This window comes from Haloplanus sp. CK5-1, assembly GCF_037201915.1.
GTDB lineage: Archaea > Halobacteriota > Halobacteria > Halobacteriales > Haloferacaceae > Haloplanus > Haloplanus salilacus.
In genome coordinates, this window is record NZ_CP147505.1 from 3,036,090 (window position 1) to 3,053,359 (window position 17,270).

Here is a 17,270-nt window from a genome sequence, read left to right on the forward strand (position 1 = left end):
TCCGATGAACGCCGGACAGCGCGTCCGAGACGGGTTGGAGGCGCTCGGTCGAGTGTCGGCCACGAACCGACGGGCGGTGTTCGCCGTCGTCCTCGCGTTGGTCCTCGTCTCCGGCGGCGTCGCGGCGACGTCGCTCCAGATGAGCATGGGGATGACACTCTACATCGACGACGAGTCCCAGACCGCCGAGGACTGGTCGATGCTGAAAGAGGACTTCGACACAGGCAACAACGTCTTCGTGATGGTGCGGACGGACCAGTTGTACGACCCCGAGACGATCCGGGCCATCGACAGGCTGGATCGGCGGTACACCGCGCTCGACGAGACCGAACGGGTCACCAGCCTCGCCGACCTCGTCAGGATGGGAAACGACGGCCGGATCCCCGAGACGCGGAGCGGCGTCGAGCGGTCGCTGGAACGGGTCCGCGCGACCGACCCCGCAGCGGCTGCGCTGATCGACCAACTCGTCCCGGAAGCGGGAACGACGATCGTCCTCGCGTCGTACGGTGAGATCGGTACCGTCGATCGGGGGGCGTTCCTCCCACAGCGTGGCTCCGATATCGTCTACTCCGAGATGCAGTCGGAGACAGACCTCGCCGTGTTACCGCCGGGCATGGACGTGACCGTGACCGGCCAGCCCGTCTTCGAGAACGCCGCCTTCGGACTGATGCTCCCCGAGATGATCACGCTGTTCGCCGGCGCGTTCCTGCTCATCTTCGGCGTCGTCTACGTCGTCATGCGACGGAAACTCCAGCGTGGCTGGCACGTCCTGCTCCCACTTGGGACGGCGATGACCGCGCTGGTGTACATGGCTGGTGCTATGGGCGTCCTCGGCTACCGGTTCAACGCGATCATGTTGGGCGTGATGCCCATCGCACTGGGTCTGGGGATCGACTACGCGCTGCAGATCCACACCCGGTACGTCGAAGCGCGCGAGAACGGCCGTCCGCCCGTCGACGCCGCGGGGCTCGCGTCCCGAACGACCGGGCGAGCGTTGCTGATCGCGATGGGGACGACCGTCGTCGGCCTCGGGTCGCTGGTCGTCTCCGAGGTTCCACCGGTCCAGCAGTTCGGGATCACGAGCGCGATCAGCGTCTTCGCCAGTATGCTGCTCTCGGTGACGGTGTTGCCCGCCCTGCTCGTTCGCTTCGATACGGGCGACGCCGACATCGCGGGGAACGATGCCGACGACGACCGCCTCGAAGCCGTCCTGGATCGCTTCACCCGCACGGTGACCGGCGGCAAACCGGTGCTCACGCTGTTTCTGGCCCTCTTGCTCGTCTCCGGCGGCGCGTACGCCTACCCGCAGGTCCAACCGGAACAGGAGATGATGGACTTCTGGCCACAGAACCTGGACGCGAAAGAGGACATGGACACCCTCTCCGAGACGGTCGACAACCCCAAAGCCATCTACGTCGTCGTCGAGACCGACCGGGCCTACACGCCGGAGACGTTCCGCGAACTCGCGACGTATCAGCGGCTCATGCTCGAGAACCCCGACGTCGGAGCGGTGACGAGTCCGGTCACCGTCGTCGCGGCGACCAACGGCGGTGAGATCCCGCGGACACAACGGGAACTCGACGCCACGTTGCGGGCACGGACCGGTGACGGTCCGACGAGCGTGCGCGATCCCGACGAGACGCCGAACAAGGTGTTGCTCACGTTCTACGTCGACGACGTCGAGGGCGAACCCGTCCGGACGCTCATCGACGAGTTCGAGGGCAACGCCGCGTTCACGCTCTCGACCGCCGACGACGTTCGCGTGACCGGCAAGCCCGTCCTGAACCGCAACGTCATCGAGAACGTCACCGCGGGACTGACGCCCATGACGGTCCTCAGTTTCTCGCTTGGCTTCCTGTTTCTCGCTCTCGCGTTCTGGTCCGTTCGGGTTTCGAGCGTTCTCATCGTCTCGGTCGCGGCGAGTGCCTCCCTGCTCGTGACCGGTGCGATGTACCTCTTCGGCGTGCCGTGGAATCCGCTGACGATCACGATGTCGTCGCTGACGCTCGGTATCGGTATCGACTACGGCGTCCACGTCTTCGAGCGGTTCGAACACGAACTGCTCGACCGCGGGCAGTCACCGCTGGACGCCGTCGCGACGGCTGTGGCGAAACTCTCCCGGCCCATCGTCGGATCGAGTCTCACCACCATCTTCGGGTTCGGGATCCTGACGTTCTCCCGGTTCCCAGTGCTCGCGAACTTCGGCGTGACGACCGTCTTCGCCATCGGACTGTCGCTGTTCGCCGCGTTCGTCATCCTCCCGGCCACCCTCAGCGTCGTTCGTGTCGTCGATCCCGAACGCACAGGCGGCGAGGTGGACGACTCGACGGGGCGTTAATCGACCGACTGCGGCGTCGCGTCCCGTTGCTCGTATTTCTCTTCGAACTCCGTGATGAGTTGCCCCATCTTCGCGTACCAGTCGTTCAGGAGACGCTGCATGTCGTCCGCGATGTTCGAGGGATCGGTCGGATTGTAGACGTGGTAGTAGCCGCCCTGATCGTAGTTGATCTGTTCTTTCTGGATGAATCCGGCTTGGAGGAGTCGCTGGACGGCCCGGTACGCGGTCGATCGTTCGCGGTCGACGGCGTCGGCGATCTCGTCGACGGTGAGTGGCTCGTCGTCGGTTACGAGCGCCTGGAACACGTCCCTGTCGAGCTGTTTGAGCCCGTGAAAACACTCGAGGAGCCCCTCACACTCCATATCCTGGCGGAGTTGTTCGGACATCGAATCCGGCATCTTACGACGACGTAGGGGCCCCCCGATGAAAATATTTGTGTATGAAAAACACACTCCTGCGCGATTCACACGCCGAGACCGGTCCCGACTCACGCAGTTCGTCGTCCCACATCCCGAACACCACCGGTAAACCGCTCCGGGCAGTATTTTTGTGTGTCTCCTATACTACGGACGTCTGACTGTCCGGAGACGTCGCCAGAACGGAAACCGCACTCTCGCCGGAGGGGACGAAACGGGGGCACTACTCCCGTGCAACGTGGGCGTCGACGGGACCGAAGACGGGACGACCGGCGTGAGTGCGGTCGATCCGGCGGCTCTTCTCGGCGTCGTCGGCGACGACGCCTTCGCTCACACGGAGTCAATATATTGTAGTAGAAAAACAATACTCCGAAGGGTCCGTCGTCGGAACGGGCGACTTATGACCCGAGCGGCCACAGGACGGATATGGAGGTCAAATCGCGCCACCACCTGCGGAGCGACGAGATCCGGGAGTTGGAAGCGACCCTCGAAGCGGCGCTGGGCGTCGACCTCGACGGCGAGACGTACGAGCGCGTCGACCTCGTCGGCACCGAGTTCGATCTGGTGCTCGTCGACGGCGACCCACAGGTGTTCGTCGTCGACGACGAATCCTTCCTGACGGTCCGTGGGGCGAACGCCTACCCACCGGAGCGACGGGTCGTCACCGTCGACGCCGGTGCCGTCCAGTTCGTCAGCGACGGCGCGGACGTGATGCGCCCCGGCATCGTCGACGCCGACGAGGTGATCGATCCGGGCGACCTGATCGTCGTCGTCGAGGAGACACACGGCAAGGCGCTCGCGGTCGGGCGCGCACTCGAACCGGGGGCGGACCTACCGGGCGAGTCCGGCAAGGTCGTCGAGTCGGTCCACCACGTCGGCGACGACCTCTACGAGTTCTCGGTCTGATCGTCGGCGTACCGCTCCACCGCCCGTTCGTACCCTCGCTTCGCGCGCCGGTACGTCTCTCGGAGGTCGGCTATCGGCGCGTCGCTGGCGTCGACCCGGAGGTCGTCGTACAGCGTCGTCGCCCCGTCGGTCCGCCGGACGGCGACCGCCGCGCTCCCGGTCGGTAGCTCCCGACGGTCGCCACCCGCCCGTTCCCCGGCCGCGAGCGCGGTGAGCAGGCGAACCGCGAGCGGCGCGTCCCGCTCGTTCTCGCGGAACGCCCGCGACACCGCCTCCAGCACAGCCTCGTCCGACAGCGACGTGCCGGCGACGCCGTACCTCTCGTCCGCGACGTGACCCGCCACTGCCCGGCAGTCGTCGCCAGTGTGACCGTCTACATTGGCGGCGTCGACGCCGTGGACCTGTCGGCGTGGTGCCGCGGCGTCGCCGAGGGCATCCGAGAGCGAGCGGCCGTCGGCGAGGGCGTCGAGACACCGCCGACCCACGTCCGCGTCGGTCACCCCGGCGGTGGCGACGGCCCCGTCCTCGCTCGCGTGCGTGGCGACGCTCCCGACCGCCGGGAGGCGGGCCGCCGCGGCGACGCCGAACCGGTAGGCCCCGTCCGGACCATCCTCCAGTCGATCCCGGGCACAGATGCTGTAGGTCACGGTCGGGGCACACGCTCCGAAGGGAAAAAGCCGTCCGGGATCCGGGCCGTCCGACCCTCGGCGTCTGACGCAAGAACTAATGAGGCGGTAGGCCCACTACGGACCATGGGCATCATGAGCAAGATCCTCGGCGGCGGCGGCAGCCACAGCACCGAGGACTACGTCGAACTGAACCTCGACGACTTCGACACGACCCGGGCCGACGCGGACATGCAGGTCCGCCTCGCCGAGATCAGCGAACAGCGCGACGCCATGGCGATCAAGGACGCCGTCTACGATGGTGACCTCGTCATCGCGGACATCACGCGACTGAGCCCGAGCGACAGCGTCGTCGACCGAGTACTCGAGGACCTCCGGCAGGTCGCCCGCGAGCGGGACGGCGACGTGATCGTCAAAGACGACGACCAGATCATCGTCACGCCGAAGGGTGTGAAGATCGGTCGCGAGAAACTGTAGCGCCGGGCGTCGGCCAGACGCGAGCTCCCGCAGTCTCGGGAACCGACAGGGTTTCACTCGTCGCGCACCCAGTCGGGCGTAGATGAAGGAGTACATCGAGGTTCGCGGGGCCGAGGAACACAACCTCAAGGACCTCGACGTCCGCATCCCCCGCGAGGAGTTCAGCGTCGTCACAGGGCTGTCCGGATCGGGGAAGTCCTCGCTCGCCTTCGAGACGGTGTACGCCGAGGGGCAACGCCGCTACATCGAGTCCCTCTCCGCGTACGCCCGCAACTTCCTCGGGCAGATGGACAAACCGCAGGTCGAGAGCGTCGAAGGACTCTCGCCCGCCATCTCCATCGACCAGAAGAACGCAGCCAACAACCCCCGGTCCACGGTGGGGACCGTCACGGAACTGCACGACTATCTCCGTCTGCTGTACGCCCGCGTCGGCACGCCCCACTGTCCCGAGTGTGGCCGCGAGGTGGGCGAACAGAGCCCGGGCCAGATGGTGAGTCGCCTCCTCGATCTGCCCGAGGGGACGAGGGCGAAACTCTGTGCGCCCATCGTCCGCGACCAGAAGGGAGCCTTCGAGGACCTGTTCGACGAACTCGTGAGCGAGGGGTACAGCCGCGTCGAGGTGGACGGCGATCCCTACGACCTCACCGTCGACCGTCCGGACCTCGACGAGAACTACGACCACACGGTCGACGTGGTGGTCGACCGGGTGAAAGTCGACCCCGACGCCCGGTCGCGGATCGTCGACTCCGTCGAGACGGCCCTCGGGGAGGCCGGGGGCGTCCTGAAAGTGATCCTGCCGGACCCACCCGCGAGGATCGAACTCGGCGGCGCGACGGCTCGGTCGACCGGTGATTTGGCCGCCGTCGACGCCGACGGCGACGAGGACGGCGCAGCCGACGACGTCCCGGACCGCCTCGTCGTCGAGTTCTCCGAGGCGTTGGCCTGCACCCACTGTGGCATCGACATCCCGGAACTCGAGACGCGGAGTTTCTCCTTCAACAGCCCCCACGGGGCCTGCCCGGAGTGTGAGGGGATCGGGAACACGAAAGCGGTCGACGCCGACCTCGTGGTACAGGACCCGAGCAAGCCGCTGAAGAACGTCTTCGAGCCGTGGAGTTACAACCGGTCGTACTACCGCCGCCAACTCGACTCGCTGGCCCGCCACTTCGACGTCGACCTCGACACCCCCTTCGAGGACCTCGATCCGGCGGTGCGAGAGGCGTTCCTCCACGGCACCGACGAGGAGGTGCTCTTCGAGTGGACGACCAAGAACGGTGTTCGGCGCAAGCGCGAACCGTTCGAGGGCGTGATCGGCAACCTCGAACGCCGCCACGTCGAGACGGACTCCGACAACACCCGCGACCACATCGAGGAGTTCATGGCCGTCACCACCTGCGGAGCCTGCGAGGGGACTCGCCTCAAGCCCGCCTCGCGTGCCGTCCTCGTCGACGGCACCCCGATCACCGAGGTGAACCGCATGAGCATCGGCGACGCCCTCGACCACTTCGAGGGGTTGGAGTCGTCGCTCTCCGACCGGGACCGCACCATCGCCGAGGAGATCCTGAAGGAGATCCGCGCCCGCCTCGGCTTCATGACCGAGGTTGGACTGGACTACCTCACCCTCGACCGCGAGGCGTCGACCCTCTCGGGTGGCGAGTCCCAGCGCATCCGCCTCGCCACACAGGTCGGGTCCGGGCTGGTCGGCGTGCTGTACGTCCTCGACGAACCCTCCATCGGCCTCCACCAGCGGGACAACGACCGCCTCCTCGACACCCTCGAAGGGTTGCGGGACCTCGGGAACACGCTCCTGGTCGTCGAACACGACGAGGAGACGATGCGCCGCGCCGACAACGTCATCGACATGGGCCCCGGGCCGGGTCGCCGCGGCGGCGAGGTGGTCGTCCAGGGCGACTTCGACGACGTGGTCGATTGTGACGACTCGATCACCGGCGACTACCTCGCCGGTCGACGGGGGATTCCGGTGCCCGAGGAGCGCCGCGACCCCGGCGACGGCCGCCTCACGATCCGCGGGGCGCGCCAACACAACCTCACGGATCTCGACGTCTCCATCCCCGTCGGCGAGTTCGTCGCCGTCACGGGCGTCTCCGGGTCGGGCAAGTCGACGCTGATCAACGACGTGCTCTACAAGGGGCTGGCCCGCGGGATGAACGACAACACCTCCGTCGACCCCGGCGACCACGACGCCATCGAGGGGATGGACGCCATCGAGACGGTGCGGCTGATCGACCAATCACCCATCGGGCGCACGCCCCGGTCGAACCCCGCCACCTACACCGGCGTCTTCGACCACGTCCGCGAACTGTTCGCGGAGACGGAGCTCGCGACCCAGCGGGGCTACCAGAAGGGTCGCTTCTCGTTCAACGTCAAGGGCGGTCGCTGCGAGGAGTGTGGCGGCCAGGGCACGGTCAAAATCGAGATGAACTTCCTCTCGGACGTCCACGTCCCCTGCGAGGAGTGTGGGGGCGCGCGCTACAACGACGAGACGCTGGACGTCACCTACAAGGGGAAGACCATCGCCGACGTCCTCGACATGGAGGTCGACGAGGCCCTCGAGTTCTTCTCCGCCAACCCCGGCATCCGCCGCCGTCTCGAACTCTTACGGGACGTGGGGCTGGGATACATGCGACTGGGCCAGCCCTCGACGACCCTCTCCGGCGGCGAGGCCCAGCGGGTCAAACTCGCCGAGGAGTTGGGCAAGAAGGACTCCGGCGAGACGCTCTATCTGCTGGACGAACCCACCACCGGACTCCACTCCGAGGACGAGCGCAAACTGATCGAGGTGCTCCACCGCCTCGCCGACGCGGGCAACACGGTGGTCGTCATCGAACACGAACTCGACCTCGTCAAGAACGCCGACCACGTGATCGACCTCGGCCCGGAGGGTGGCGAGGCCGGCGGCCGGGTGGTCGCGACGGGGACGCCCGAGGAGGTCGCCCGCGTCGACGACTCCCACACCGGGCGCTACCTCCGGGACCTCCTGCCGGACGTCGACCTCGACGGGCCGCGGTCGGACCGGCGGAAGCCGGCCACGCCCGCGGACGACGACTGACCGACCCCCGCGTCACGCCGTCACTCGTCCGGGGGGCCCTCGATAAGCTCGTCCGCGTCGCCCTCCATAAGCTCGTCCGTGTCGCCCTCGATAAGCAGGCCGATCGCTACGATGTCGAGGTAGACGCGGGAGAAGTCGCTTTTCGCGAGGGCCCAGCCGTCCATCTGCTGCCAGGCCGTCTGGAACTCGTCGACGACGGCGTCGAGTCGGTCGACCGTCTCCGGATGCTCCCGTCGCCACCGTCGAACCGTCTCGGCGTCGGGGCCGGAGTCACCCAGAAACGAGACGAGCCCGTCGTCGGCCAGTTCGGAGAACAAGGCCTCGACGTCGGGGCGGATCTCGTTGTACGACCGGGCCGCGGACGCGACGTCGGGCACCACGTCGCGGTCGGGGTCGACGTCGGTCGTGACGTACTCGATCGTGATCGGATCCTCGTGATCCGGGTGTGTGAGTTCGAACCCCTCGTCGATCCGTTCGATCGCTTCGATCTCGAGCTCCGCCGGCTCGTCGGACATGTTATCCGACGCGTCGGAGGTGGGACTAATAAAATCACGGCCCGGCTCCGACGTGGGCCCCGAACCGCCCGTTCCGTCGGAGTGAAAACCCCCGAGAGCAAACGGTGTGGCGTGATGGACGCCGACCGACCCGCCGACCGGATCGACGGATGAACGTCCGCGTCCGCGGCATCTACACGACCGCACTCACTCGCCGGTTCCTCGACGCCGGACACGACGTGGTCGCCGCGTCCGACCCCATCCGCGAGCGCTTCGACGCCGACTTCGGGACCGACCCCCACGACGTCGCCGTCGAGACGACCGACGACCGACAGGGTGTCGGCGTCGCCGGCGACCCCGACGCCGTCGAGGAGGCGGTCGACCGTCTCCGTGTCGCCCGCGACACGTTCGCGTGGCCCTCGCCGACCCCGCGGGACGCCGTCTTCGACGCCCGCGTGACCGAGACGCTCGGGAGCGGCGCGGTCTGTGACCTGGGCGACGCCGACGGCTTCCTCCCCTTCGGCAACGTCGACGACCACGTGACCGAGGGCGACGAACTCCGGGTACAGGTCGTCGAGTCGGCCGCGCCGTGGATCGACCGCCGGCCCGTCCTCGACGCCGGGGTTCGAGTGCGTGCGGGGCCGGCGACGCTCGTCCGGGGCGAGTCGGGGATCACGGTCGACGCCCGAGACGACCGGGCCGCCCGCGAACTCGCGGGCATGACCGACCTCCTCGGGATCGACCCACCCGACGGTTGGGGCCTCCGCTGGGCCGACGCCGCGACCGACGCCGACATGGGGGCACTGGAGGCGGCGCTCTCGACGACGGTCGGCCGCGCCGAGACCGCCGAGTCGGCGCTCGACTCGCCGGTCGACCCCTCGCGCCGGGTCGCCACCCCCGCCGCGACGACGTGGGTGTGGTTCGGCCGTGAATCGCGGTTCGCCCTCGATACCGACCGCCGCGAGGTGACGACGACGATGCCCGGCCACCACCGCGTGAAGGCGGGGTCCGAGGAGGCGAGTCGAGCCGTCGACTTCGTCGAGGCGTTGGGTGGGGCCGACGGCGACGACTTTCCCTTCGTCCCGGTGACGGACACCTTCGGCCCCGTCGCGGGCGACACCGTCCGAATCGACCACGGCAAACCCGACGGTCGCCGGATCGTCCTCGGGCGGGCGGAGGTGACCGACCGCGACCCCGACGGCACGCTCACCCTCCGCCGGGAGATGACCGGCGGCGGCACGTACGACGCCCTCGGCGTCGACCGCGAGGCCGGCGACGTGGCGGTCACGAAGGTCCGCGAGGGGCGGTGGTGGTATCCGACGGTGTACCGGGGCGACGACGGCAAGCGCAGGGGAACGTACGTCAACGTCTGCACGCCCGTCGAGGCGTTCCCCGACGCCGTCCGCTACGTCGACCTCCACGTCGACGTGGTGAAGGGGCCGGACGGCGAGGTGCGCCGCGTCGACGACGACGAACTCGACGCGGCGGTCGAGGCGGGGCTGGTGGCCGAAGCGCTGGCGGAGAAGGCCCGGTCGGTCGCGTCGGGGCTGGTCGAGGCTCTACAGTAGCGATCGAAACTGTTTGCACAGCCGATCGTCCAGCGGCAGGCGAGCAGGTGTACGACGACTTCCATACCTGATTGGGGGTGTTGTGTTGTGCGCCACCCCGCCGCCGACGCGACGACTTGCGGGGCGTCGGCGTGGACGAGCGTCGCGGTGCGGGTCGCGTTCCGGCGGCTGGTCCTGTCGACGACCGTCGACGCGAAGCCGTCCCAGCGGGGGTGTCTCGGTGCGGTGGGCGCCGATTCGTAGCCGGTCCGAGGCCCCACGACGGTCCTGACGTCGTCGCGCCGAGATACGCCGCCATCTACTCCGTGCCGGTGCGGACGTACAGCGTCGGGCAGGGGGCGTCGAGCATGATCGACTGGGCGACGCTCCCGAAGATGGCCTTGCCGGCCGGCGTGCGTTCGCGGCCGCCGACGACGACGATGTCGGCGTCGTGGGCCTCGGCGAGGTCGACCATCGTCTCCCCGGGGTCGCCGACCTCCCCGCGGATGGTGTACTCGATGTCCGCATCCTCCAGCACCTTCACGAGGTCGCGAACCGCCGTGTTGCGCTCGGCTACCTCGTCAGGCATCGCGTCGTCGAGGTTGAGTTTCGAGCGTGAGACGTCGAATCCCTCCTCCGTGTACCCGTGGGCGAGCACCACGTCGGCGCCCGCTGGCCCCGCGATGTCGACGGTCTCTTCGGCGAGTCGTTCGACGCGTTCGTGATCCTCCGGTCCGATCGCGACCAGGATGGTCTCTAAGGCCATGCCCGATCGATTCACGGGCCTGATACAAACCGTTACCGCCGGGACCAGTACGATTTTGCGGCCGCTCCCCCATGCCTCCGTATGCTCACGACGGATCTCTCCGACCGGGTGGCGCTGGTGACTGGGAGCGCGTTGGGTGTCGGCCGGGAACTCGCCCTCTCGATGGCCGACGCCGGCGCGTCGGTCGCCGTCCACTACCACACCAGCGCCGAGGACGCGCGCGCGACGGCGGCCGTCGCCCGCGAGGCGAGCGGGTCGGCCACGACCGTCCAAGGCGACGTGACCGACCCCGACGAGGTGGACGCCATGTTCGAGGCGGTCGAGGCCGACCTCGGGACGGTCGACCTACTCGTCAACAACGTCGGTGACTTCGCCCCCCGCCACTGGGAAGACCTCGACTTCGAAACGTGGAACCGGGTGCTGGAGACGAACCTCAACGGCACGTACCTCTGCTCGAAGCGGGCACTCCCCGCGATGCGCGAGGCGGGGTTTGGCCGCATCGTCAACGTCGGCTACGCCGGGACGGAGAAGGCGCTCGTCTACCCGAAGAACTTCCCCTACCTCGTCGCGAAGACGGGCGTCATCATGTTCACGCGGATGCTCGCGAACGACACGACCGAGGACGGCATCACCGTCAACTGCCTCTCACCGTACGTCGTCGAGAACTCCGACGAGTTCCCCGACGAGGCCCCACGGGGCCGGTGGGCCTCCTTCGCCGACCTTCGGCAGGTGCTCTTCTTCTTCCTCGATTCCGACAGCGGCTACGTCAGCGGCGAGAACGTGGAGATAGACGGCGGGTGGATTCCCGAAGCGCTCTGAGCGTTACGCGTTCGGCACGTCGTCGGGGTCGTCCTCGACGGAGCGTTTCATCGAGTCGCGCCGCGACTTGGCGTCCCGCTTGGTCACCTCCAAGAGGAAGTCGTTCTTGGCGTTGACGGCGTCTTCGGCGGCGTCGGCGTTGCCCTCGGCGATCACGTCCGCGGCGTCGCGCTCCTCGAAGTGGACGGCCAGTCTGTCCTTCTTGCTGCTGTACTCCGCGGCACCGGCGACGATGCGCTCGAAGACGGGGTTGTCGGGGTCCTCGACGACGTAGAGTTCGTGGCCGTCGACCTCCTCGGTGCCCGTCACCGTGCCGAAGTAGCTCTCGATCGTTCCTTTCAGATCCGGCGCGTTCTCCTCCAGCGTCTCCCCACGACGCATCTTGTACTTCTTCATAGGGGGTGCTTCGAACAGCGCCGGTTTACCAGTTTCGTCCTTCCCTCACCGCTCGGTAATGTACGACTTGTGACACTCCGGGCAGATGTCGCCAGCACGCATCGAGGATCCACCGGCCGCGCGGGCGTAGCCACAGTTGGGGCAGAAAAACTCCGTCGCCGTCCCGTCACGGTCGTCGCCGATCGGTTCCACCTCGTCGGCGGCGACGAACTGCTTGTCGGTGGTCGACGACGAGACCGACCCGTTCGTGGCCGCGCCCCCACGCTCGTCCTCGGCCGTCGTCGACCCCCCGACCGTCGCCGCGGGCGGATCGACGTCACTCGGTTCGGCGTCGAACCCTTCGTCTTCTCCCTCCGGTTCGGGCCAATCGTCGCCGGAACCGACGACGGTCGACCCGTCGGTCGCGTCGGGACCCGTCGAGTCGCCCGTGGACGGATCCGGTTCGGGCCCGGAGTCCGATCCGTGCGCGGCGGGCCACTCGCCGTGCCCGCGGTCCTCGCTCGACCCATCGTCGTCGTCGAGGATGATCGCGTCGTCGACGCTCCCGGTTCCGTCGTCGGGGTCAGAGTCGGAGTCGGAGTCGGCCTCCGCAATCACCGGTTCCGGCTCCGAATCGGGCTCCGGCTCGGACGCCGACCCGAGCTCTTCGGACTCACCCACGGTCGGGTCGCCGCCATCGCCGGTGCCGTCGTCGGCGACGGCTTGCCCGTCGGTCGGTCCGTCGCCTTCCCCGAGGTCGGGCGTCACACCGTCGCTGCCCAGTCCCGTCGCCATCGTCTCGTCGGCAGGGCCCTGCACCGGCCGGACCTCCTTGTTCTCGCTGACGATCCGGCGCTCCCCACACCGGTCGCACATCTCGACGGTCCGGTAGGTCACCACCACTTCGTCACCCCGCTCCTCGCGCTCGCGCTCCACCTCGCGGTTCGCGTACTCGTGTCCCAGCAGGCACCTGAGTCCCATTGGAGTCCGGTAGCGGGCACTACACCAAAAGCGTCCGTCAGACGCGCGTCGGACGCGTCGCCGTCGGTACAGGTAAGCCGTCCGCGGCCGTTAGCCCCGCGTATGAAGGCCAAGCGGGAGTTCCGGGACCGGCCGGACGTGCAAGTGGCAGTCCTCGACGAGTTGGTCGACCGCCGCGAGGAGGGAATGACCGTGTTCGAACTCCGTGCGGCCGCCGACCTCGACATCGACACGCTCGAGGGCGCGCTCGCCGACCTGAAAGACGACTCGCTCATCTCGGTCGAGGCCACCGACGGCCGGACGGTCGTCCTCCCGGACGACCGCGTCGTCCCCGATCCGGCCGATCCGCCGGACGACGACGGGAGCCTGGTCGACGCCGTCCGCGACCGCCTCGGGCTCTGATCGACCGCGTCGCTTTTTCCTCCCGGCCGCCTACGCACGCCCGATGACACGCGGCCTCCACGCCGACTACGGCGCCGAGTTCGAGACGCGCGGCGGACGCACGGTCGTCGCGCACTACGGTCGCCCAGAGCGGACCCACCTCGCGGTCCGCAACGGCGTCGGCGTCATCGAGATGGGCTACGGCGTCGTCGTCGTCGAGGGAGGAGACGCCGTCGACTACGTCGACAACGCCGTCTCCAACCGCGTCCCGGACGCCGACGGCGAGGGGTGTTACGCACTCCTGCTCGACCCACAGGGCGGGATCGACACCGACCTGTACGTCTACAACGCCGGGGAACGGCTCCTCTGTTTCACGCCGCCGGCCCGCGCCGAACCCCTCGCGGCCGACTGGAGCGACAAGGTGTTCATCCAGGACGTGTCGATCCGCGACGCCACCGACGACTTCGCTGTCTTCGGCGTCCACGGACCGAACGCGACGGAGACGCTCTCGACTCTGTTGGCCGGAGCGACGATTTCGGAGGCGCCACTCACGTTCGTCCGCGGCTCGATCGCCGACGCCGGCGTGACGGCCGTCTCGACGGACGACCCGACCGGGGAGACGGGCTACGAGGTGGTGTGCGCGGCCGACGACGCCGAGTCCGTCCTCGACTCACTGCTCACCCGTGGTACCCCGACGACGCCCGTCGGCTACCGGACGTGGGAGACGCTGACGCTGGAGGCGGGGACGCCGCTGTTCGAGACCGAACTCGACGGCCGGATTCCGAACGTCGCGGGCGTGCGAAACGCCCTCGACTTCGACAAAGGGTGTTACGTCGGCCAAGAGGTCGTCTCCCGCGTCGAGAACCGGGGCCGCCCGAGCAAACGGCTGGTCAACCTCCTCCTCCTTCCCGACGCCGATGCCGATTCGGTGGTACCAGACACCGGTGCGGCGGTGCTCGACGGCGACGCCAGCGTCGGGGAAGTGACTCGTGGCGCCGCGAGTCCATCACTCTCTGGGCAACCGATCGCGCTCGCGTACGTCGATAGCGACGCGTACGAACGTGACGATCCCCTCGATCTCGACCTCGACCTGGGCGTGCGCGTCGACGGCGACGTGGTGAACGCGGCGTTCAGCGATCTCCCCTTCGTCGAGGGGAGCGGCCGATCGGCCCGCCGCCCCAGTTACTGACCGTCCTCGCCGTCGGTGGGCGACGGGTCGCTCCCCGAGGGGAGGAGTCCCGAGGCGACCGCCCGGAGGTGACGCGCCGAGAGGAGCGACGTGGGACGGTCCATGTGGACGCCGATTTCGCCGTCGAGCGCCCACAGGCCGAGACGTTGGATCGGCTCCGGGAGCGAGTACGCCCGCCGAATCAGGTGGCCGAGTCCGATCTCCCGACGCAGGTCGTCGCGCCACGCCCGTTCGTAGTCGGCGAGCGTCGAGGGGTCCGCGGGATCGATCGTCTCGGCGGCGTGGTCCGCGGCGATCATACCGTAGAGGATGCCCCCGCCGGTGAAGGGTTTGGTCTGGGCGGCGGCGTCGCCGAGGAGGAAGACCCGGTCGCCGGTCACCGTCTCCGGCGGCCCGATCGGGATGCCACCCGAACAGCGGCGGTCCGTTTCGACGCCGTAGGCGTCGGTCAGGCGGTCGAACGCCTCGGTCACCTCGACGCCCGGCGGCGCGGCGAGGCCGTACTCGACGCCCGCCTCGCCACGGGGGATGCGCCACGCGAAAAAGCGCGGCACCGTCAGGTGGACGTCGACGAAGTCGCCGTCGTCGGGGGTGTCGTCGAAGGCGAGGACACCGTGGAGTCGCTCGGCCGGTTCGGGGAGGCCAGCCTCGCGGCGCACCCGCGAGACGGGGCCGTCACAGCCAGCGACCAGTCGTGTCTCGAACGTGACCGTCCCGCCGTCGGCGCTCGCGGTCACGGTCACCCCGTCGGCGCGTTCTTCGACCCCCGTGACCGTGTGGCCCTCGCGCACGTCGGCCCCGGCCCTCCGTGCGGCGTCGGCGAGCGTCCGGTCAAGTTCGACCCGATCGATGACGTTCGACACCTCCTCGGACTCGTAGAAAGGATAGGCCCGCGACTCCGGGCCGCCGAGGTGGAAGTTCGCGCCGTACACCCGGTTTTGCCGCAGGCGGTGCTCGGCGTCGTCGGGGACGTACTCCCAGACGTCCGTGCTGACGTGGCCCGAACAGGCGAGCGGTGTGCCGACCGTCCCCTTCTCCAGAGCCAGGACGTCGTACCCGGCCTCGGCCGCCCGGCGGGCGAAGCGTGCGCCCGCCGGTCCGACGCCGACCACGACGAAGTCGTACATACCGGCTCTTCCGCCGCGCCGAGACAAATAGTCGGCGGTCCCGACGGCCAAGGGATTAACCCTCGGGACGCCGACGAGTGACGTATGTCGCGCAGACGGGACCCGGTCGAGGAACGCGCCGACGACGCCACGGACCTTTACGACGTCGCTACGTGGGAGCGGCGCGGCCCACTCGACGCCGTCGCGTCCGGCATCTACCGCGTCTCCGTCGCCTCGGCCCGCCTGTTCGTCGTCGGCGTCGCACTCCTCATCCTCGTCGCTATCGGCGGGTTGAGCGCGCTGACCGACCCACAGATCGGGGTGTTGACCGCCCTTTCGGCCATCCCCGCGCTCGCGCTCACCGTCTACGTCCGCTACTCGGACGTGACGTCCAACGAACCCCTCTCCCTGCTCGTCGCCACGTTCTTGCTCGGCGTCCTGACGGCCAACTTCGCCGCGGTCCTCAACTCCTACACCCGCGGGCTCTTCGCCGGCCTCGGCTTCCTCGGGACAGTCCTCTTTTTCTTCCTCGTCGTCGGCCCCGTCGAGGAGACGGTGAAGCTCCTGGCCGTGCGCCTCTACGCCTACGGCACCGACAGTTTCGAGGCCGTCGTCGACGGGGCGGTGTACGGTGCGGTCGCCGGACTGGGCTTCGCCACCATCGAGAACGCCCTCTATATCACCCAGAGCGTCGACGTCGCACCGGCCACCGCCGGACTCGGCATCATCGGGGCCGGCGGCGGCATCACCGCAATCCGCGCGCTGGCCGGACCGGGCCACGTCATCTACTCCGCCTTCGCGGGCTACTACCTCGGCCTCGCGAAGTTCAACCCGCGGAACCGTGGCCCCATCGTCGTCAAGGGACTGCTCATCGCCACGCTCATCCACGCCACCTACAACGCCACGGTCGGTATCGCCTCGGGGCTGATCGGGTTCGCGACCGGCCTGCCACAACTCCCCGCCTTCCTGGTGTACGTCCTCATCTACGACGGCATCTTCGGGCTGATCCTCTTCCGGAAGATCCGGCGGTACAACCAAACCTACCGGACGGTCCACGAGGACGAGGCGGCCGAGGAGTCGGTCGTCGAGTCCGAGGTGACGGAGTTCGACCCCTAAACCAGTCGCTCGACGTACTTCGCCACCACGTCCACCTCGACGTGGACGGGGTCGCCAGCCGCCTTTTCGGAGAGCGTCGTCAGGTCGTACGTCGTCGGGATGATCGCGACCGACACCGTCCCGGCGTCGTCGTCGAGCGCCGCGACGGTGAGGCTGATGCCGTCGAGCGCGATGGAGCCCTTCGAGACCACGTAGCGCCGCAGGTCGTCGGGGAGGCCGAACGTGAACCGCCAGTCGTCGCCGACCCGCTCGACCGCCTCGACCGTCGCGACGCCGTCGACGTGGCCCTGGACGACGTGGCCGTCGAACCGTCCCTCCGCGGGCATGGCGCGTTCGAGGTTGACCGCGTCTCCGATCGCGACGCTCCCGAGGTACGTCTTCTCGACCGTCTCCTCGGCGAGGAACACCTCGAACCAGTCGTCGTCGTGGCGTTCGACCGTGAGACAGGCGCCGCTCACGCTGATCGACTGGCCCTCCGCGACGGCGTCGAAGCCGTGGCACAGGCGGAGGCGACGACCCCCGTCGGCGTCGTCGACGCCGATCACTTCTCCCGTCCCCTCGACGATGCCCGTGAACATACCAGCCCGTCGGGGACGGCCGGAGTAAGGGGTTGCGATCCAGCCGACGCGAAGCGGCGACGCTTTGGGGCGGCGCGCCGTAGCC

Annotated in this window: 18 protein-coding genes; 10 read left to right on the plus strand and 8 right to left on the minus strand. The window is 68.5% G+C overall.

The genetic code is table 11. From position 1 onward, the window contains the following. Positions 1 to 4: 4 nt before the first annotated feature. Complete coding sequence (locus tag NBT81_RS16120) at positions 5 to 2,338, plus strand: hydrophobe/amphiphile efflux-3 (HAE3) family transporter (RefSeq protein ID WP_338739896.1); 2,334 nt, start codon at positions 5 to 7, stop codon at positions 2,336 to 2,338. On the opposite strand, the gene NBT81_RS16125 is transcribed toward NBT81_RS16120, so the two are convergent. Continuing rightward, on the minus strand, positions 2,335 to 2,736 hold the full coding sequence (locus NBT81_RS16125) for a helix-turn-helix domain-containing protein (RefSeq protein ID WP_338739897.1): 402 nt from the start codon (positions 2,734 to 2,736) through the stop codon (positions 2,335 to 2,337). The genes NBT81_RS16120 and NBT81_RS16125 overlap by 4 nt on opposite strands. A 444-nt stretch (positions 2,737 to 3,180) precedes the next feature. Here NBT81_RS16125 and NBT81_RS16130 point away from each other — a divergent pair, with 444 nt between their 5' ends. Continuing rightward, positions 3,181 to 3,660, plus strand: a complete 480-nt coding sequence (locus NBT81_RS16130; RefSeq protein ID WP_338739898.1) for an RNA-binding protein — start codon at positions 3,181 to 3,183, stop codon at positions 3,658 to 3,660. Here NBT81_RS16130 and NBT81_RS16135 read toward each other — a convergent pair. Further along, entirely contained in the window at positions 3,642 to 4,307 is a 666-nt protein-coding gene (locus NBT81_RS16135; RefSeq protein ID WP_338739899.1) for a DUF1028 domain-containing protein, read from the minus strand. The genes NBT81_RS16130 and NBT81_RS16135 overlap by 19 nt on opposite strands. 105 nt (positions 4,308 to 4,412) lie before the next feature. On the opposite strand from NBT81_RS16135, the gene NBT81_RS16140 reads away from it, so the two are divergent. Continuing rightward, a complete protein-coding gene (locus NBT81_RS16140) occupies positions 4,413 to 4,763 on the plus strand; it encodes a cell division protein SepF (RefSeq protein WP_338739901.1) in 351 nt (116 codons plus the stop codon). An 82-nt stretch (positions 4,764 to 4,845) separates the two neighbouring features. Beyond that, positions 4,846 to 7,833, plus strand: coding sequence for an excinuclease ABC subunit UvrA (gene uvrA, locus NBT81_RS16145; protein WP_338739903.1), 2,988 nt, complete (start codon positions 4,846 to 4,848; stop codon positions 7,831 to 7,833). A 20-nt stretch (positions 7,834 to 7,853) separates the two neighbouring features. Here uvrA and NBT81_RS16150 read toward each other — a convergent pair whose 3' ends face one another. Continuing rightward, a complete protein-coding gene (locus tag NBT81_RS16150) occupies positions 7,854 to 8,348 on the minus strand; it encodes a hypothetical protein (protein ID WP_338739904.1) in 495 nt (164 codons plus the stop codon). Between the two features lie 149 nt (positions 8,349 to 8,497). Here NBT81_RS16150 and NBT81_RS16155 point away from each other — a divergent pair, with 149 nt between their 5' ends. Continuing rightward, positions 8,498 to 9,895, plus strand: coding sequence for a DUF402 domain-containing protein (locus NBT81_RS16155; protein WP_338739905.1), 1,398 nt, complete (start codon positions 8,498 to 8,500; stop codon positions 9,893 to 9,895). Positions 9,896 to 9,982: 87 nt separating this feature from the next. Further along, positions 9,983 to 10,138, plus strand: coding sequence for a hypothetical protein (locus NBT81_RS16160; protein WP_338739906.1), 156 nt, complete (start codon positions 9,983 to 9,985; stop codon positions 10,136 to 10,138). A gap of 55 nt (positions 10,139 to 10,193) precedes the next feature. Here NBT81_RS16160 and NBT81_RS16165 read toward each other — a convergent pair whose 3' ends face one another. Beyond that, complete coding sequence (locus NBT81_RS16165) at positions 10,194 to 10,640, minus strand: universal stress protein (RefSeq protein ID WP_338739907.1); 447 nt, start codon at positions 10,638 to 10,640, stop codon at positions 10,194 to 10,196. Positions 10,641 to 10,721: 81 nt separating this feature from the next. Between NBT81_RS16165 and NBT81_RS16170 the strand changes: the two genes are divergently transcribed. Continuing rightward, complete coding sequence (locus NBT81_RS16170) at positions 10,722 to 11,459, plus strand: SDR family NAD(P)-dependent oxidoreductase (protein WP_338739908.1); 738 nt, start codon at positions 10,722 to 10,724, stop codon at positions 11,457 to 11,459. A gap of 3 nt (positions 11,460 to 11,462) precedes the next feature. Here the strand turns inward: NBT81_RS16170 and NBT81_RS16175 are convergent, their stop codons facing one another. Together NBT81_RS16175 and NBT81_RS16180 are read right to left on the minus strand one after the other, a co-directional pair. Then, complete coding sequence (locus tag NBT81_RS16175) at positions 11,463 to 11,855, minus strand: DUF5611 family protein (protein WP_338739909.1); 393 nt, start codon at positions 11,853 to 11,855, stop codon at positions 11,463 to 11,465. A 45-nt stretch (positions 11,856 to 11,900) separates the two neighbouring features. Next, a complete protein-coding gene (locus NBT81_RS16180; protein WP_338739910.1) occupies positions 11,901 to 12,815 on the minus strand; it encodes a DUF7093 family protein in 915 nt (304 codons plus the stop codon). A 102-nt stretch (positions 12,816 to 12,917) separates the two neighbouring features. Between NBT81_RS16180 and NBT81_RS16185 the strand changes: the two genes are divergently transcribed. Next, positions 12,918 to 13,217, plus strand: coding sequence for a DUF6432 family protein (locus NBT81_RS16185; RefSeq protein WP_338739911.1), 300 nt, complete (start codon positions 12,918 to 12,920; stop codon positions 13,215 to 13,217). Between the two features lie 43 nt (positions 13,218 to 13,260). Continuing rightward, positions 13,261 to 14,385: an aminomethyltransferase family protein gene (locus NBT81_RS16190; protein WP_338739912.1), complete on the plus strand. Its 1,125-nt coding sequence runs from the start codon at positions 13,261 to 13,263 to the stop codon at positions 14,383 to 14,385. On the opposite strand, the gene NBT81_RS16195 is transcribed toward NBT81_RS16190, so the two are convergent. Continuing rightward, positions 14,379 to 15,512: a geranylgeranyl reductase family protein gene (locus NBT81_RS16195; RefSeq protein ID WP_338739914.1), complete on the minus strand. Its 1,134-nt coding sequence runs from the start codon at positions 15,510 to 15,512 to the stop codon at positions 14,379 to 14,381. The two genes, NBT81_RS16190 and NBT81_RS16195, sit on opposite strands and share 7 nt — an antisense overlap. Before the next feature lie 84 nt (positions 15,513 to 15,596). Between NBT81_RS16195 and NBT81_RS16200 the strand changes: the two genes are divergently transcribed. Continuing rightward, complete coding sequence (locus NBT81_RS16200) at positions 15,597 to 16,607, plus strand: PrsW family intramembrane metalloprotease (RefSeq protein ID WP_338739916.1); 1,011 nt, start codon at positions 15,597 to 15,599, stop codon at positions 16,605 to 16,607. Here the strand turns inward: NBT81_RS16200 and NBT81_RS16205 are convergent. Further along, entirely contained in the window at positions 16,604 to 17,185 is a 582-nt protein-coding gene (locus NBT81_RS16205; RefSeq protein ID WP_338739918.1) for a riboflavin synthase, read from the minus strand. The genes NBT81_RS16200 and NBT81_RS16205 overlap by 4 nt on opposite strands. Positions 17,186 to 17,270: the final 85 nt, after the last annotated feature.

What these genes read in the sequence shown, in the direction of transcription:
- NBT81_RS16170 (WP_338739908.1), top strand. Translation starts at nt 10,722, where the DNA reads ATGCTCACGACGGATCTCTCCGACCGGGTGGCGCTGGTGACTGGGAGC.
- NBT81_RS16120 (WP_338739896.1), top strand. Translation starts at nt 5, where the DNA reads ATGAACGCCGGACAGCGCGTCCGAGACGGGTTGGAGGCGCTCGGTCGA.
- NBT81_RS16180 (WP_338739910.1), bottom strand. Translation starts at nt 12,815, where the DNA reads ATGGGACTCAGGTGCCTGCTGGGACACGAGTACGCGAACCGCGAGGTG.
- NBT81_RS16125 (WP_338739897.1), bottom strand. Translation starts at nt 2,736, where the DNA reads ATGCCGGATTCGATGTCCGAACAACTCCGCCAGGATATGGAGTGTGAG.
- NBT81_RS16150 (WP_338739904.1), bottom strand. Translation starts at nt 8,348, where the DNA reads ATGTCCGACGAGCCGGCGGAGCTCGAGATCGAAGCGATCGAACGGATC.
- NBT81_RS16155 (WP_338739905.1), top strand. Translation starts at nt 8,498, where the DNA reads ATGAACGTCCGCGTCCGCGGCATCTACACGACCGCACTCACTCGCCGG.
- NBT81_RS16175 (WP_338739909.1), bottom strand. Translation starts at nt 11,855, where the DNA reads ATGAAGAAGTACAAGATGCGTCGTGGGGAGACGCTGGAGGAGAACGCG.
- NBT81_RS16185 (WP_338739911.1), top strand. Translation starts at nt 12,918, where the DNA reads ATGAAGGCCAAGCGGGAGTTCCGGGACCGGCCGGACGTGCAAGTGGCA.
- NBT81_RS16205 (WP_338739918.1), bottom strand. Translation starts at nt 17,185, where the DNA reads ATGTTCACGGGCATCGTCGAGGGGACGGGAGAAGTGATCGGCGTCGAC.
- NBT81_RS16190 (WP_338739912.1), top strand. Translation starts at nt 13,261, where the DNA reads ATGACACGCGGCCTCCACGCCGACTACGGCGCCGAGTTCGAGACGCGC.
- uvrA (WP_338739903.1), top strand. Translation starts at nt 4,846, where the DNA reads ATGAAGGAGTACATCGAGGTTCGCGGGGCCGAGGAACACAACCTCAAG.
- NBT81_RS16195 (WP_338739914.1), bottom strand. Translation starts at nt 15,512, where the DNA reads ATGTACGACTTCGTCGTGGTCGGCGTCGGACCGGCGGGCGCACGCTTC.
- NBT81_RS16140 (WP_338739901.1), top strand. Translation starts at nt 4,413, where the DNA reads ATGGGCATCATGAGCAAGATCCTCGGCGGCGGCGGCAGCCACAGCACC.
- NBT81_RS16165 (WP_338739907.1), bottom strand. Translation starts at nt 10,640, where the DNA reads ATGGCCTTAGAGACCATCCTGGTCGCGATCGGACCGGAGGATCACGAA.
- NBT81_RS16130 (WP_338739898.1), top strand. Translation starts at nt 3,181, where the DNA reads ATGGAGGTCAAATCGCGCCACCACCTGCGGAGCGACGAGATCCGGGAG.
- NBT81_RS16200 (WP_338739916.1), top strand. Translation starts at nt 15,597, where the DNA reads ATGTCGCGCAGACGGGACCCGGTCGAGGAACGCGCCGACGACGCCACG.